Below are 14,733 nucleotides of genomic sequence, written 5' to 3'. Positions count from 1 at the left end.
CCTTTCAGCATTGCCAGCTTCGCGGCTTACGCCGCTCCTCCAAAGCCGGGTTCCGTAGTGCCGAGCCATGCTCGGCAGAGGCCTTGCCGGTAGAGCCCCTGCCGAGCATGGCTCGGCACTACAGGAGGTGGGCATTACCGCGCGGGTAACGGAATGCTGTCGTCCTGGCGGTCTTCGCGCACCGCCATCGTCGCGTCATCGCCGCTCACGCGCATCATCTGCAGTGGCTGGCCATCGAGGCGGAACTCCAGTGCAGACTGCAGCCTATCCAGCGCCTGTACCTGCGTGCACAGCGAGCGCACGTGCTGCTCCAGGGCGGCAGCGCGCCCTTCCAGACGCTGCTCCAGTTCGGCGTCGAGTTTGTCTGCGCGCGCATCCAGCTTGTCCCCGCCACCGGTGAATACCGCCCACAGCATGCTGCGGGCGATGGAGCTGCTCAGGCTCTCGGCGGCATCCTGCACCCGTGCTTCGAAACCTTCATTGAACAGGTCCTGGTCCCAGCGGCCGCGGCCGATGGTCTGTTCGACAAAGCGCTCGGCCTCCTTGCGCAACTTGCGCACTTTGCGGGAGTTGGCGTTACCGGTGAGGCCTTCGTAAACCGAGTCCAGCGTATCGAAGCTGATGCCAACGGACTCGGTGGCGATGCCGGTCACCGCCGGCATCAGCCGGCGCACGCCATCCTCCAGTGCGCGCAGACGTTGTGCATCGGCGGGCGATACCGTCTGCATGCGGTTGTCGATGCTCAGCTGGCCGTCGTGGAAGACGATCTCGCGCATGGGCAGCGTATTGCGGCGCAGCCAGATGCCGCCGCCGTCGACCAGCACGTTGTAGTCGGTGGATACGCCGCATTGATCGGCGGACAGCTCAGGCGCCTTGACCGTGCCGGCCTGGGCCGCCAGCGGCAGCAGCAGGGTAAGCGAGACCGCGATGGAAGACAGGCGCATGGCATGGATCCCTTGCCGTGAACATGGACGCAGCTTGGCGGCTCCTGTCGCAGCTGGCGCAGGCCGGAAGTCACGTCCGGAATTTCATCAGAAATTTACGCTATCAACTCAGGCGGTTTCCCTACAAAAAAACTCTGTAAAAGGCTTGACTGCGCACTCCGTTCGAGCGGGCTGCAGTGTCCGGCCCGGGCGCCGGACAGTCCAGGCCTTGTGCCGCAAGGCTTGGCAAAGAAATACTAGATTTGGTGTTGACCCTGTCATACACCCCCACTATCTTGTGCCCCGTCGGTTCTGGCGGAATTTTCCGTCGGATTAATAGGGAAGCCGGTGATGCCTTCAAGGCTAGTCCGGCACTGCCCCGCAGCGGTAATTGGGAACGACCCCGCCAACAGCACTGAGGCACAGGCCTTGGGAAGCGGCGGAGTAGGAGAAGGCCCCCGCCTTCCTGCCCATGAGTCCGAAGACCTGCCGACAGCCACGCGATGCACACCGCGTGGTGCCGGCTGCGGTGTCTTCGAGGGGAAGACGGCTGGTGACGTGGTGCCGTACTGCTGCCGACCCTGGGTCGCGGGCAGTCGCGGCTGCTGCGACGCCGTCCTTCCATGCTCGCTGCTCCGTACCGGCTCTGCTTCCTGCGCGGGCAGGAGCTGCGTGCATAACGTTTGCAAGGACACCATCGTCGTGACTGCCACTCATACTGACGTCGCTCCGGCTGAAGCCGGTTTTGAACTGACCCCGCCGCCGACCGCCACCGCCATGAGCGTGACCAAGCGCAATGGCAGCACCGAGCCGGTAGACCTCAACAAGATTGTCCGTGCCATCCAGCGCTGCTGCGAAGGCCTGCACGCGGTGGACCCGATGCGGGTGGCCACGCGCACCATCTCCGGCCTGTACAACGGCGCCAGCACCCAGGAACTGGACGAGCTGTCGATCCGTACCGCCGCCCTGCTGATCGGCGAAGAGCCCGAGTACGGCCGCCTGGCCGCGCGCCTGCTGGCCAACTTCATCGCCAAGGAAGTCTCCGGGCAGGAAATCCATGCGTTCTCGCAGTCGGTGGGCCGTGGCCACGAAGTGGGCCTGATCAACGACCGCCTGCTGAACTTCGTGCAGGTCAATGCACGCAAGCTCAACGATGCGATCGACCCGGGCTACGACCTGAACTTCGATTACTTCGGCCTGCGCACCATGTATGACCGCTACCTGCTGCGGCATCCGCATACGCGCAAGGTCATCGAGACCCCGCAGCAGTTCTTCCTGCGCATCGCCAGCGCGCTGAGCGAGGACGTGCCCGAGGCACTGGCGCTGTACCAGCGCCTGGGCAGCCTGGACTACCTGCCGTCCAGCCCGACCCTGTTCAATGCCGGCACCAGCCACGAGCAGCTGTCCTCGTGCTTCCTGCTGGATTCGCCGCAGGACTCGCTGGAATCCATCTACGACCGCTATGCCGACATCGCCCAGCTGTCCAAGTTCAGCGGCGGCATCGGCGTCAGCTATACCCGCGTGCGTTCGCGTGGCTCGCTGATCAAGTCCACCAACGGCCACTCCAACGGCATCGTGCCGTGGCTGAAGACGATGGATTCGTCGGTGGCCGCAGTGAACCAGGGCGGCAAGCGCAAGGGCGCGGCCTGCGTCTACCTGGAAACCTGGCACGCCGACATCGAGGACTTCCTCGAGCTGCGCGACAACGCCGGTGACGATTCGCGCCGTACCCACAACCTCAACCTGGCCAACTGGGTGCCGGACCTGTTCATGCAGCGCGTGGAGGCCGACCAGGAATGGTCGCTGTTCGACCCGCGCGTGGTGCCCGAGCTCACCGACCTGTACGGCCCGGCGTTCGAGCAGGCCTACGTGCAGGCCGAAACCCAGGGCAAGGCCCGCAAGAGCGTATCCGCCCGCAAGCTGTACTCGCGGATGATGCGCACCCTGGCCGAGACCGGCAATGGCTGGATGACGTTCAAGGACAAGTGCAACCTGGCCAGCAACCAGACCCTGCGCGCCGGCAACGTGATCCACCTGTCCAACCTGTGCACCGAGATCCTGGAGATCACCTCCAACGACGAGACCGCGGTCTGCAACCTGGGTTCGATCAACCTGGGCAACCACATCGACGAACACGGCGACTTCGATTTCGAGAAGCTGGCCGAGACCGTGCGCCTGGCCGTGCGCCAGCTCGACCGTGTGATCGACCTGAACTTCTACCCGATTGAAACCGCCCGCCGCGGCAACCTGCGCTGGCGCCCGGTTGGCCTGGGCTGCATGGGCCTGCAGGACGTGTTCTTCCGCAAGCGCCTGGCGTTTGATTCGGAACCGGCCCGCGCGCTGTCGGCCAAGATCGCCGAGACCATCTACTTCCACGCCCTGGAAGTGTCCTGCGAGCTGGCCCAGGAACGTGGCAAACACCCCTCGTTCAACGATACCCGCGCCGCCCACGGCGAGCTGCAGTTCGACGCCTGGAACGTGGTGCCGGAAGACACCGCGCGCTGGGACGCCCTGCGTGAGCGCATCAAGCAGCACGGCCTGCGCAACTCGCTGATCATCGCCATCGCCCCGACTGCCACCATCGCCTCGATTGCCGGCTGCTACGAATGCGTCGAGCCGCAGGTGTCCAACCTGTTCAAGCGCGAGACGCTGTCCGGCGACTTCCTGCAGATCAACCGCCACCTGGTGGCCGAACTGAAGCAGCTGGGCCTGTGGACGGCGGAAATGCGCGATGCGATCAAGCTCGCTGACGGTTCCATCCAGAACCTGCCGCAGATCCCGGAAACCCTGCGGCATATCTACCGCACCGCCTGGGAACTGCCGATGCGCTCGCTGATCGACATGGCTGCCGACCGCGGTGCCTACATCGACCAGTCGGCCTCGCTCAACCTGTTCATGGAAAGCCCGAACATCGGTGCGATGTCGTCCATGTACATGTACGCATGGAAGAAGGGCATCAAGACCACCTACTACCTGCGTTCGCGTCCGGCCACCAAGATCGCCAAGACCACGGTCAGCAGCTACACCCCGGTCGAAGCCGTGGCCTGCTCGCTGGAAAACCCGGAAGCCTGCGAGGCCTGCCAGTAAAGCGGGAGTGAGTTAAGAGGCGCGAGGAGTGAGAGGGAACAAAGCAAGCGCTGCATTCTCTCGTTATTTTCCTCACTTCTCGCTCCTTCTCCTCCTCCGCAGGGTGGTCAGCATGCGGCTGGCTTCGTTGATCAGGCTACGGGGTACCGCAGTCTGGTCAACTGGAAACCAGTCGAGCTGTTCACATAAGGTCAAAAGAGTTTCGAGTTCAGCCAATGATCCGTGTGCGATGGCAAGGAAGTGTGCTTTCTCTGCGCTCGATTCACGGGTCCAACCTTCGGCGATATTGGCCGGTACCGAGGTGGCGGCCCGGGTGAGCTGGCTACGCATGCCGTAGACCTCCTCGCGCGGCAGCAGTGGTGCCAGCCGGTATATCGCCAACGTCAGATGCATCGTTTTTTGCCAGATGATGGTTTGCCGGTAATGCATTTCCCCTCCAGAAGATGAGTGTCTACTCAATTTCTCCTCTGGACAAAGAAAGCCAATAAGGAAAATCCAAATGTCTTCGTCAGCCGATATCGATCAGGCCGCTACTCTCACTTCTCACTCCTCTTCACTCACTCCTGTGCAAGGGCGGCGCCCGATGCTCCTGGACCCTGGTTTCGAGCTGACCCTGCGTCCGATGCGTTACCCGGACTTCTACGAGATGTACCGCAACGCGATCAAGAACACTTGGACGGTGGAAGAGATCAATTTCCAGATCGACATCACCGACCTGCACCAGAAGATGTCGCCGGCCGACCAGCACCTGATCCACCGCCTGGTCGCGTTCTTCGCCACCGGCGACTCGATCGTGTCGAACAACCTGGTGCTGAACCTGTACCAGCATCTCAATGCGCCGGAAGCGCGCATGTACCTGTCGCGCCAGCTGTATGAAGAAGCGTTGCATGTGCAGTTCTACCTGACCCTGCTGGACAACTACCTGCCGGATCCGGAAGAGCGCTTCAAGGCGTTTGCCGCGGTGGAGAACATCGACTCGATCAAGAAGAAGGCCGATTTCTGCTTCAAGTGGATCGACTCGCTGCAGGAAACCAAGCGTCTGGAAACCCGCGAGGACCGCCGCCAGTTCCTGCTCAACCAGATCTGCTTCGCCGCCTGCATCGAGGGCCTGTTCTTCTTTGCTGCGTTTGCCTATGTGTATTACTTCCGTTCGCGCGGCCTGCTGCCGGGCCTGGCCTCGGGCACCAACTGGGTGTTCCGCGACGAGAGTTGCCACATGGAGTTCGCCTTCGAATGCGTACGCAAGATCCGCGCCGAAGAACCCGACCTGTTCGACGCGAAGATGGAGCAGGAGGTCTACCAGATGCTGGAAGAGGCCATCGACTGCGAAGTGCAGTTTGCCGAGGACGTGCTGTCCGGTGGCGTGGCTGGCATTTCCACCCGCGACATGCGTCAGTACCTGCAGCATTGCGCCGACAACCACTTCCTGAAACTGGGCATGGCCAAGAAGTACAACGTGCGCAACCCGCTGCCGTTCATGGAGCTGCAGGACGTGCAGGAACTGACCAACTTCTTCGAGCGCCGCGCCTCTGCCTATCAGGTGGGCGTGCAGGGCGAAGTGGCGTTCGACATGGCGTTCTGAGCGACGCTCTCCCGTGCGCGAAGCGCGCTTGGCTCCCTCCCTTTCACCGCAGGTGAAGGGAGCGCGCTTGTCTCCCTCCCTTGCGCGGAGCGCAGGGGAGGGTTGGGGAGGGGTGCTTTGGGCTCTACACGTAGCGCTCGATTGCAGCTTTTTGCGGAAGCTCCCAGCAACAGCAACAGCAACAGCAACAGCAAAGGCACCCCTGCCCAGCCCTCCCCTCGGCTGCGCCGAAGGGAGGGGGCAGAGCGAAGTGCTGCGGCGTTACTGGTCTCCCTCTCTTTCACCGAAGGTGAAGGGGAGGGTTTGGGAGGGATGCGTCGCAGGCTTCTGAGGCTTTATCGGCTTCGCGGCTCACGCCGCTCCTACAAAAGCTATCTGCAGCTGCGTACACAAGCTGCACAGCTTTGCGGGCGTATCATCTGCGCCAACTTACAGGTGACACCCCCATGACCCCCATTCCCGAAACGAACCCGCCGGTCGAAGTCCGCATGGCGGAAATCGTCTTCCCCAACCACACCAACCATATGGGCACGCTGTTCGGCGGCCAGGCGCTGGCGTGGATGGACAAGGCAGCATTTCTCGCTGCGGCCCGTTATTCCCGTTGCACCGTGGTCACCGCACGCTCGGACCAGGTCGATTTCAAGCTGCCGATCCGCATCGGGCAGATGGTGGAAACCATCGGCCGGGTGGTCAAGGTTGGCCGCAGTTCGATGCATGTGGAAGTCGAACTGATCGCCGAAGACCTGCACAACGGCGAACGTGCGCTCTGCACCAAAGGCACCTTCGTGATGATCGCGCTGGATGGCGAAGGTCATCCGACCACCGTGCCGGCGCTGCCGACGCAGGCCTGAGCTGCGCGGTGATGACCACTTCATCGGTACCGACCGGGCGTCTGTCGCCGGCAGTGATCACCGAATTGCCGGAATTCATCGCCGGCCATCGGCGCCTGTTCGTGGTAACGGGTGCCGGTTGCAGCACCGACTCCGGCATTCCCGACTATCGCGATCGCGATGGCCAATGGAAGCGCACGCCGCCGGTGACCTACCAGGCCTTCATGGGCGAGGAAGCAACACGCAAGCGTTATTGGGCACGCAGCCTGCTGGGCTGGCCGCGCTTCGGCCAGGCCTTGCCCAATGGCACGCACCGTGCGCTGGCGGCGTTGGAAGCCGATGGTCGCATCGAGCTGCTGCTGACCCAGAACGTGGATTGCCTGCACCAGGCGGCGGGCAGCCAGACGGTGATCGATCTGCACGGCCGACTGGACCAGGTACGTTGCATGGGCTGTGAAGCACGCAGCTCGCGTGAGCTGCTGCAACAGCGACTGCTGGATGCCAACCCGGGCTGGGACACCTTGGAGGCCGGCATCGCGCCCGATGGTGATGCTGATCTGGAAGCCGATTTCTCCGCCTTCAGCGTGCCGGCCTGTGATGCATGTGGTGGCGTGCTTAAACCGGACGTGGTGTTCTTCGGCGAGAACGTGCCGCGCGAGCGTGTTGCCGCCGTGCATGAACATCTGCAGCGTTCCGATGCGGTGCTGGTGCTGGGCTCGTCGCTGATGGTGTATTCGGGTTTCCGCTTCGTCGATGCCGCCGCCAAGGCGGGCCTGCCGGTGGCCGCTGTCAATCTGGGCCGTACCCGCGCCGATCACCTGCTGTCGTTGAAGGTGGAAATGCCCTGCGCCCAGGCACTTGCCTTCCTGTTGGACGGCACCAAGACGCAGTGATCCATCACGCCGGTTGAATCAACGGCCGGCGCGGCGTGCAATGGGCGCCCCCACCGTTGATGGACGTTCCCCACGTGAGCCAGCTTTTCTCACCGTTGTCGCTAGGCCCGCTTTCCCTTTCCAACCGCATCGTCATCGCGCCGATGTGTCAGTACTCGGCCGAAAACGGGCAGGCCACCGATTGGCACACGATCCATCTGGGCCAGTTGGCGCAGTCCGGCGCCGGCCTGTTGATCATCGAAGCGACCGCGATCGAGCCGCGTGCGCGCATCAGCTGGGCTGATCTTGGCCTATGGGACGACGCTACCGAGGCGGCGCTGGGCAAGGTGCTGGCATCGACGCGACGCTGGTCGACCATGCCGATCGGCGTGCAGCTGGCCCATGCCGGGCGCAAGGCGTCCACTGCGCGCCCGTGGGACGGTGGTGGCGCGATCGCCCCGGGTCAGGAACACGGCTGGCAGGTGCTGGCGCCGTCGGCGTTGCCGTTCAAAGCAGGAGACCCGATCCCGGAAGCGTTGGATGATGCCGGCATCGAAGCCGTGGTCGAAGACTTTGTCGCTGCCGCCAGGCGCGCGGTGCGGCTGGGTCTGGAGCTGATCGAGCTGCACGCCGCGCATGGCTACCTGCTGCATCAGTTCCTGTCGCCGCTGAGCAACCAGCGCGATGATGCCTACGGCGGCTCGCTGGAAAACCGCATGCGCCTGTTGCTGCGGGTATTCGATGCGGTGCGTGCGGTGGTGCCGAGCAGCGTTGCACTGGGCGTGCGCATCTCTGCTACCGATTGGGTAGAAGGCGGCTGGGATGTCGCCCAGAGCATCGTGCTGGCCAAGGCGCTGGAGGCACGCGGCAACGACTTCCTGCATGTGTCCAGCGGCGGGCTGGATCCGCGCCAGCAGATTCCGGTCGAGCCCGGCTACCAGGTGCCGCAGGCGGCGGCGATCAAGGCCGAAATCGGCACGCCGGTGATCGCGGTGGGCCTGATCACAGAGCCGACGCATGCCGAGGAAATCCTCGTCGATGGCAAGGCCGACGCAATCGGCATCGCCCGCGGCATTCTCTACGACCCGCGCTGGCCGTGGCATGCCGCGGCAGCGCTGGGCGCGCAGGTGACGGTGTCGCCGCAATACATGCGCTGCGAACCCCATGAAGCGCGCGGTCTGTTCAAGCTCGACCAACGAGGCTGACGTCCGGCGAAGGCGCCAGCGGTGCGGAAGCTGGCGCTCAGGCGTGGTCGATGTCGATGCGCCAGGCAGGCGGCAGGGCATCGAGGATGTGCTGCAGCAGCGAGCGCACTTTCGGGGTCAGGTCGCGGCGGTCGCTGACGCACAGGAACAGGCGCATCGGCTCCGGTGAGGCCTGCGCATCGCTGCTGGCCTCATCCTGGAACAAGGCCTGCAGCTCACCGCGTGCCAGATACGGGGAGGCGACGAAGCTCGCCAGCCGGGTGATGCCGCCGCCGCGTGCGGCCATCGCCGCCAGGGCATCGATATCGTCGCTGACCAGCGCTGGTTGTACCTCAGCATCAAAGCGCAGGCCGTCGCGGACGAAACCCCAGCGCAGGTAGCGTCCATCCAGCGGATAGCGGAACAGCAGGCAGCGGTGCTCGTGCAGCTCATCGGGTGTACGCGGTGTGCCGGCGATGGCCAGATAGGCCGGTGCGGCACAGAACACGAATGGCACCTGCGCGATGGGCCGTGCCACCAGGCCTTCCTCCAGCTGCGGCTCGATGCGGATGCTGACATCCACGTCTTCATGGGCGTGGTCGACGCTGCGGTCGGCCAGCAGCAGCTCCATTTCCAGTCGCGGATAACGTTGCTGCAGGGCCGGCAGCAATGGTGCAAGCACATGCCGGCCGAACGCGGCACTGCTGGCGATGCGCAGCCGACCGGCCGGCATCGCATCGGGGTCGGTCACCGCTGCCTGGGCGCGCTGCAGGTCGCGCTCGATATGCCGCACCTGCGCCAGATACAGCGCGCCACGTTCGGTCAGCGCCAATTGGCGGGTAGTGCGGTTGAACAGGCGCACGCCCAGATAGGCTTCCAGGCGGGCGATGTTCTGGCCCACCGCTGCCGCACTGATGCCCAGGGTACGCGCGGCAGCGGCCAGGCTGCCGGCGTCGGCGGTGCGGATGAAGCTGCGGATGGCGTGGAGGATGTTCATGCCGCTCGGCATTTTCCGGGAGGATTGCAAAGTAAATCTTTATAAAGCGCCAAGCCGACGCGATCTAGCCGTCCGCCGGCTTGCCGACTATCGTGCCCGGCCCGCAGCGCCTGATTGCTGCATGCATGGATCCCGCTGGATGCCAGACCCCCGTTCCGTCGCCGTTGCCCGCTGGAAGTTGCATGCGCGCACCACGCCTGTTGTTTTCGCGTTCTTCATGGCCTCGATCATGGCCATGCTGATGTGCCTGGTGATCACGGCCGCCAATGCCGGCATCGATGGCCAGTTCCCGGCGCGGGTGCTGTCGGCTTACTGCCTGGCGATGCCAACCGCATTCTGCTGCGTGCTAATGGTGCGGCCGGTGGTGATGCGACTGGTGGCGCTGACGGTACATCCGCACTGAGCAGGCCGACGGGCAAACCGTGTCAGCTGCAACTGTCTTTGCCGGGGATCGACTGGAACGGTTACTTTCCACGACCCCACCGATAAATGTTGTTGGCCATGCGTCCCGATTTCATCCTCACTCTTTCCTGCCCGGACCGCACCGGCATTGTCTATCGCGTGTCCGGCCTGCTGTTCGAGGCGGGCTGCAACATCCTCGATGCCCAGCAGTTTGGTGATGATGAAAGCGGCCGCTTCTTCCTGCGCGTGCATTTCGACATGGGCAATGCGGGCGATGAACCGGTGGTGCGCGCCAGGCTGCAGGGCCTGGGCGAAGAGTTCGCAATGCAATGGGAGTTGCATGATGCGCGCCGCCGCGCGCGCCTGCTGGTGCTGGTCAGCAAGCAGGGCCATTGTCTCAATGACCTGCTGTTCCGCACCCATAGCCGCCAGCTGAAGGTGGATATCGCTGCGGTGGCCTCCAACCACAATGACTTCGCCGGGCTGGCTGGTTCCTACAACGTGCCCTTCCATCACCTGCCGGTGAGCACCGAGAACCGCGAGCAGCAGGAACAGCAGATCATCGACCTGGTCGAGCGTGAACGCATCGATCTGGTGGTGCTGGCGCGCTACATGCAGATCCTGTCGCCGCGCCTGTGCCAGGCGCTGTCGGGCCGCGCAATCAATATCCACCACAGCTTCCTGCCCAGCTTCAAGGGTGCCCAGCCGTATCACCAGGCGCATGCGCGCGGGGTCAAGATCATCGGCGCCACCGCGCACTACGTGACCTCGGACCTGGACGAGGGCCCAATCATCGAGCAGGACGTGGCGCGCGTGGATCACGCGATGACGCCGCGCGATCTGGTGCAGCTGGGCAGCGATACCGAATCGCTGGTACTGGCGCGGGCGGTGCGCCGGCATGTGGAGCATCGCATCCTGCTCAACGGGCACCGCACGGTGGTGTTCCGCTGAATCCGGCCCGGATTCAGCCGATCTCGATACCTGCTTCCATCAATGCAATACGCGTGGCCTCGTCGCTGGCGGCGACTACCGGCCGGGTCAGCTCCCACAGGAAGCGCACCCGGAAGCCGCTGATGGCCGCGTCCTGCGCGCTCCACAGCACGCAGTAGTCACGTGCCAGGCCACAGACGTGGACCTCGCGGATGCCGCGTTCATGCAGCCAGCCGGCCAGTCCGGTGGGGGCACGGGTGGCTTGCGGGCCGATGTTCTCGCGGAACGCGCTATAGGAGTCCACGAGCCGCTGTGTGCCTTTGCGCAGTATCAGGTCGGCGTGCTTCCAGTCCACCCGTGCATCCAGACTTGCTCCCTCCGTGCCCTGGACGCAGTGGTCTGGCCATAGGGTTTGTGGTTGGCCGTGCAGTTCGATGGCGTCGAATGGTTTACGCCCGTGGTGCTGGCTGGCGAACGAGGCGTGATCGGCCGGGTGCCAATCCTGGGTGGCAACCACGGTGTGGTAGTGGCGTGCTGACAACAGCGCAGCGATGCCGGGCACGATAGTGTCGCCATGCGGGCAGGGCAGGGCACCGCCGGGCATGAAATCCGGTTGCAGATCGATTACCAGCAGCGCAACGTCGGTTCCGTACATCGACAACTTCCTCACGCGGGGAAGCACAGTTTAAGCCAGCGGCGATGGAAGCAAGGTAGTGCCGAGCCATGCCCGGCAGGGGCGTGGCGAGCAATCTTGTGGGAGCGGCGTCAGCCGCGAAGCAAGCAAAGCCAAAGCACCCCTCCCCTTTGCGACGCAAAAGGGTGGGAGCAACGGCGGTAGTGCCGAGCCATGCTCGGCAGAGGCGTTACCAACAATCTCGTAGGAGCGGCGTAAGCCGCGAAGCAAGCAAAGCCAAAGCACCCCTCCCCGGCCCTCCCCATTGCTACGCAAAAGGGAGGGGGCAACGGCGGACCACGCTCGGCTCTATCGCTCAATGTGCCGTTGAACGTGAGAACAGGTTGATCACCAGCACCCCGGCGCAGATCAGGCCAATGCCGACGATGGCGGCCGCATCAAGCTTCTGCTTGAACACGAACAGCCCGATCAACGAGATCAACACGATGCCGACGCCGGACCAGATCGCGTACGCGATGCCGGTGGGGATGGTCTTCATCACCAATGCCAACAGCCAGAAGCACACGCTGTAACCGAGCAGCGCACCCACGGTGGGCCATAGCCGGCTCATGCCATCGGAGGCCTTGAGCAGCGAGGTGGCGAGCACCTCCAGGGCGATGGCGCAGGCCAACAGGGCGTAAGCATTCATTGAGCGGACTCGACGGGTGGGGCGTTGATTCTAGCCGGGGAGGTCTTACGCCAAGGTCGCGACCGCGCGGTGTTCTTACGGTGCCTCTATACACTCCGCGCACATTGCGCCTGGGCTATCGAGCCGGTAGCCGGAACCGCGATGCAGGAGGCCATTGTGGAATCACGGAGCATGGGGGGGCAGTACCGTCGCCCGGAGGGACATGTGCTGGACGCGCGGCGGGGACGCGCGCGCCTTGCCGTCCTGGCGGCGGTACTGTGCTTTTTGCCTGGCGGCACGGCGCTGGCGCAGCACCATTTCTACAACGTACCGGCGGCAGTGCCGGTCAGCGAGGTCGCGCAGCTGGAAACGGAGCGGCGGCAACTGTTCCAGAAGATCCTCGACGATCCGGCGGACCTGGATGCCGGTTTCGCCTATGCGGTGGCATCCACCCGCCTCGGTGATTACGAGGCGGCGATCGCCACTTACGAGCGGATGCTGATCGTGCGGCCGGCGACGCCGCGGCTGCAACTGGAGCTTGCGGCGCTGTATTTCCGCCTGGGTGCCTATCCGCGCGCGCGGCAGCTGTTCGACCGGGTGCTGGCATTGCCGGAGACACCGGATCCAGTACGTCGGCGCATCGCGGGCTATATGGCCGTGATTGAAGGTGAGCGCAAACAGCGCGGCGGCTTCAGCGGCATGCTCAGCATCGGCGCACGCGCGGAAAGCAACGCCAACGGTGCGCCGGACCGTGACAGCATCAGCTTGAATGGCCGTGATTTCGAGTTGGCTCCCGATTCGCGCGCAGCCAGTGACAGCAGTCTGCAACTGGGCGCTTTGCTGCGCTATCGGCAGCCGCTGTCCAAACAGGGCGATGTGTTGGATGTGTCGCTGGCCGCAGCCTCCAGTCGCTATCGCGATCTGGGGGAACTGGGCAGCGACGGGCTGGAGCTGCGCCTGGGGCCGGACATTTCACTCAACCGCTGGGGGTGGCGTGACGCCCGTATCGCGGTTGCCGGACTGCTGGGGCAGACCTGGCTGGATGGCACGCGTTACATGCATTCGGGAGGATTGGCGGTCGCCTTCCGCAAGCCGATAGGCCGTGAATCATTGCTGGCGGCGAATGTCGACTGGCGCGATGAGCGCTATACCCCGGCCGCGGACATGGCCAGTGCCAAGGCCTATTCGGGTGACCGCTACCGTGCCAGCGTCAGCTACAGCCGTCAGCTTGCCGATGACTGGCAGTTGCTGCTGAATCCTGGCGTCGAGCGGCGCAAGGCGCAGGTCGCGTTCAACAGTTATTGGGAACCGCGCTTCAACGTCGGCGTGAACTATCGCTACCCCGCCTTGCTCGGCAAACGCAGCCAACCGTGGATGCTGGCGGTGACTGCACAGGCAGCGCGGCGGCGCAATGATGTGCCGATGACGGTGGTCAGCCGCGATACGCGCCAACGCGGCAACGAATTGGTGCTGCAGGCGGTGCAGACCATCCAGCTGCGCAGCGGCACGGATCTGCAGCTGTATGCCGGCTACCGGCGGCTGCATTCCAACTATGCACTGCGCGAGTACAACAACCGGTTTGCCGGCTTTTCAGTGATCCAGGCGTTCTGAGGATTCCAGCGATGCGTATCCATCTACCGGTAGCGGTAATTGCGGGCCTGTTGCTTGCGGTGGCGCCGGCCTCGGCCGAGAAAGTGGGCACTGCGGCGGCGGTCGCGCCGGATGCCCAGAGTTACTTCGGTTCGACGGCACCGCGGGTGGTGCGACTGGGCGACAACGTGTTGCGCAACCAGCGCTTCCAGACCGACGCCAAGGGCGTGGTGCAGGTGCTGCTGGTGGACGGTTCCAGTTTCACCATCGGCCCGCGTTCGTCGTTGGTGATTGATCAATTCGTCTACAACCCCGAGCGGGGAACGGCGCAGCTGGCTGGCAGCATGTCGCGCGGGGTTATGCGTTTCATTGGCGGTGCGGCGTCCAAGAGCGCGGATGGAGTGAAGATCAAGACGCCGGTCGGCGTGGCCGGCATCCGTGGCGGCATTCTGGGTTTGTGCGTGGATGATGCGGCGGCCGGTTGTGCAGGCAGTGCCATCGGGCAGTTCGAGTTTGGCGATGAGGCACGCTTCGAACCGGCGCAGGGACCGGCGGTGGTGCTGCACCAACCGGGTACGGGCTTCAGTTCCAACGGCGATGGTGCCTTGATCAACAATGGCGGCGGTGCGCCGGTTGATCCGGCGGCGGCGCTGCCAGCGGCGCAGGGTGAGGACCAGAATGTCGGTGGGCTGGAGGCACAGCCAAACGCGCGTGCCGGGTTCAGCGGCGCTCCGATGGGGCCGGCGCTGGGTGTGCCCGGTGTTGTGCCGGGGCAGGGGCCTTTGGCATTGCTGCCTGCTGCGCAGGGCGACAGCCCCGGGCAATCGCAGCTCGAGACAGAGCTCGAGCGCCGCGCCACACCGCCGGATCCGGTGACGCCGGTCGACCCTGTAGGTCCGGTAGACCCGGTAGAACCAGTAGAACCAGTAGAACCGGTAGAACCGGTAGAACCGGTAGAACCGGTAGAACCGGTAGAACCGGTAGAACCAGTAGAACCAGTAGAACCAGTAGAACCAGTAGAACCAGTAGAACCAG

The 14,733-nt window shown here is 64.2% G+C and carries 14 protein-coding genes and 1 riboswitch; of the genes, 9 read left to right on the top strand and 5 right to left on the bottom strand.

Translation table 11 applies throughout. From position 1 onward, the window contains the following. Window positions 1–134: 134 nt before the first annotated feature. Window positions 135–944 (bottom strand): DUF2884 family protein, encoded by an 810-nt coding sequence (locus tag RT131_RS06325; protein ID WP_313171244.1) that lies wholly within the window; start codon window positions 942–944, stop codon window positions 135–137. 269 nt (window positions 945–1,213) lie between these two features. Beyond that, window positions 1,214–1,432, top strand: a riboswitch (cobalamin riboswitch). 268 nt (window positions 1,433–1,700) lie between these two features. Here RT131_RS06325 and RT131_RS06320 point away from each other — a divergent pair. Further along, window positions 1,701–4,010, top strand: coding sequence for a ribonucleoside-diphosphate reductase subunit alpha (locus RT131_RS06320; RefSeq protein ID WP_313171364.1), 2,310 nt, complete (start codon window positions 1,701–1,703; stop codon window positions 4,008–4,010). Between the two features lie 72 nt (window positions 4,011–4,082). On the opposite strand, the gene RT131_RS06315 is transcribed toward RT131_RS06320, so the two are convergent. After that, window positions 4,083–4,439 carry a four helix bundle protein gene (locus RT131_RS06315; protein ID WP_312367672.1) on the bottom strand — a complete coding sequence of 119 codons (357 nt, stop codon included), beginning with the start codon at window positions 4,437–4,439 and terminating at the stop codon, window positions 4,083–4,085. Between the two features lie 154 nt (window positions 4,440–4,593). On the opposite strand from RT131_RS06315, the gene RT131_RS06310 reads away from it, so the two are divergent. From RT131_RS06310 to RT131_RS06295, 4 genes are all read left to right on the top strand, one after another. Then, window positions 4,594–5,592 (top strand): ribonucleotide-diphosphate reductase subunit beta, encoded by a 999-nt coding sequence (locus tag RT131_RS06310; protein WP_293712244.1) that lies wholly within the window; start codon window positions 4,594–4,596, stop codon window positions 5,590–5,592. A gap of 446 nt (window positions 5,593–6,038) precedes the next feature. Further along, a complete protein-coding gene (locus tag RT131_RS06305; protein WP_312367676.1) occupies window positions 6,039–6,443 on the top strand; it encodes an acyl-CoA thioesterase in 405 nt (134 codons plus the stop codon). 53 nt (window positions 6,444–6,496) lie between these two features. Beyond that, a complete protein-coding gene (locus RT131_RS06300) occupies window positions 6,497–7,315 on the top strand; it encodes an NAD-dependent protein deacetylase (protein WP_313171362.1) in 819 nt (272 codons plus the stop codon). A gap of 74 nt (window positions 7,316–7,389) precedes the next feature. Continuing rightward, on the top strand, window positions 7,390–8,499 hold the full coding sequence (locus tag RT131_RS06295) for an NADH:flavin oxidoreductase/NADH oxidase (RefSeq protein WP_313171242.1): 1,110 nt from the start codon (window positions 7,390–7,392) through the stop codon (window positions 8,497–8,499). 37 nt (window positions 8,500–8,536) lie between these two features. On the opposite strand, the gene RT131_RS06290 is transcribed toward RT131_RS06295, so the two are convergent. Next, a complete protein-coding gene (locus tag RT131_RS06290) occupies window positions 8,537–9,475 on the bottom strand; it encodes a LysR substrate-binding domain-containing protein (protein WP_313171240.1) in 939 nt (312 codons plus the stop codon). Between the two features lie 139 nt (window positions 9,476–9,614). Between RT131_RS06290 and RT131_RS06285 the strand changes: the two genes are divergently transcribed. Together RT131_RS06285 and purU are read left to right on the top strand one after the other, a co-directional pair. Then, a complete protein-coding gene (locus RT131_RS06285) occupies window positions 9,615–9,878 on the top strand; it encodes a DUF2798 domain-containing protein (RefSeq protein WP_313171239.1) in 264 nt (87 codons plus the stop codon). A 98-nt stretch (window positions 9,879–9,976) separates the two neighbouring features. Continuing rightward, window positions 9,977–10,828: a formyltetrahydrofolate deformylase gene (gene purU, locus RT131_RS06280; RefSeq protein WP_313171237.1), complete on the top strand. Its 852-nt coding sequence runs from the start codon at window positions 9,977–9,979 to the stop codon at window positions 10,826–10,828. 13 nt (window positions 10,829–10,841) lie between these two features. Here purU and pncA read toward each other — a convergent pair whose 3' ends face one another. Together pncA and RT131_RS06270 are read right to left on the bottom strand one after the other, a co-directional pair. Further along, window positions 10,842–11,462, bottom strand: coding sequence for a bifunctional nicotinamidase/pyrazinamidase (gene pncA / locus RT131_RS06275; protein ID WP_313171236.1), 621 nt, complete (start codon window positions 11,460–11,462; stop codon window positions 10,842–10,844). Between the two features lie 334 nt (window positions 11,463–11,796). Continuing rightward, entirely contained in the window at window positions 11,797–12,129 is a 333-nt protein-coding gene (locus RT131_RS06270) for an SMR family transporter (protein ID WP_313171234.1), read from the bottom strand. Window positions 12,130–12,285: 156 nt separating this feature from the next. Here RT131_RS06270 and RT131_RS06265 point away from each other — a divergent pair, with 156 nt between their 5' ends. Next, window positions 12,286–13,719, top strand: a complete 1,434-nt coding sequence (locus RT131_RS06265; RefSeq protein WP_313171232.1) for a tetratricopeptide repeat protein — start codon at window positions 12,286–12,288, stop codon at window positions 13,717–13,719. Window positions 13,720–13,730: 11 nt separating this feature from the next. Then, a partial coding sequence (locus RT131_RS06260; protein WP_313171230.1) for a FecR domain-containing protein occupies window positions 13,731–14,733 on the top strand: 1,003 nt, incomplete at its 3' end.

The organism is Stenotrophomonas sp. (assembly GCF_032066555.1).
Classification (GTDB): domain Bacteria; phylum Pseudomonadota; class Gammaproteobacteria; order Xanthomonadales; family Xanthomonadaceae; genus Stenotrophomonas.
Note: the sequence above shows the minus strand (reverse complement) of the source record. Positions and strands in the feature narration are given on the sequence as shown.

Excerpts from the sequence above, each read along its gene's own strand:
- purU (WP_313171237.1), top strand. The coding sequence starts at position 9,977 with ATGCGTCCCGATTTCATCCTCACTCTTTCCTGCCCGGACCGCACCGGC.
- RT131_RS06315 (WP_312367672.1), bottom strand. The coding sequence starts at position 4,439 with ATGCATTACCGGCAAACCATCATCTGGCAAAAAACGATGCATCTGACG.
- RT131_RS06325 (WP_313171244.1), bottom strand. The coding sequence starts at position 944 with ATGCGCCTGTCTTCCATCGCGGTCTCGCTTACCCTGCTGCTGCCGCTG.
- RT131_RS06320 (WP_313171364.1), top strand. The coding sequence starts at position 1,701 with ATGAGCGTGACCAAGCGCAATGGCAGCACCGAGCCGGTAGACCTCAAC.
- RT131_RS06305 (WP_312367676.1), top strand. The coding sequence starts at position 6,039 with ATGACCCCCATTCCCGAAACGAACCCGCCGGTCGAAGTCCGCATGGCG.
- RT131_RS06270 (WP_313171234.1), bottom strand. The coding sequence starts at position 12,129 with ATGAATGCTTACGCCCTGTTGGCCTGCGCCATCGCCCTGGAGGTGCTC.
- RT131_RS06310 (WP_293712244.1), top strand. The coding sequence starts at position 4,594 with ATGCTCCTGGACCCTGGTTTCGAGCTGACCCTGCGTCCGATGCGTTAC.
- pncA (WP_313171236.1), bottom strand. The coding sequence starts at position 11,462 with ATGTACGGAACCGACGTTGCGCTGCTGGTAATCGATCTGCAACCGGAT.
- RT131_RS06285 (WP_313171239.1), top strand. The coding sequence starts at position 9,615 with ATGCCAGACCCCCGTTCCGTCGCCGTTGCCCGCTGGAAGTTGCATGCG.
- RT131_RS06290 (WP_313171240.1), bottom strand. The coding sequence starts at position 9,475 with ATGAACATCCTCCACGCCATCCGCAGCTTCATCCGCACCGCCGACGCC.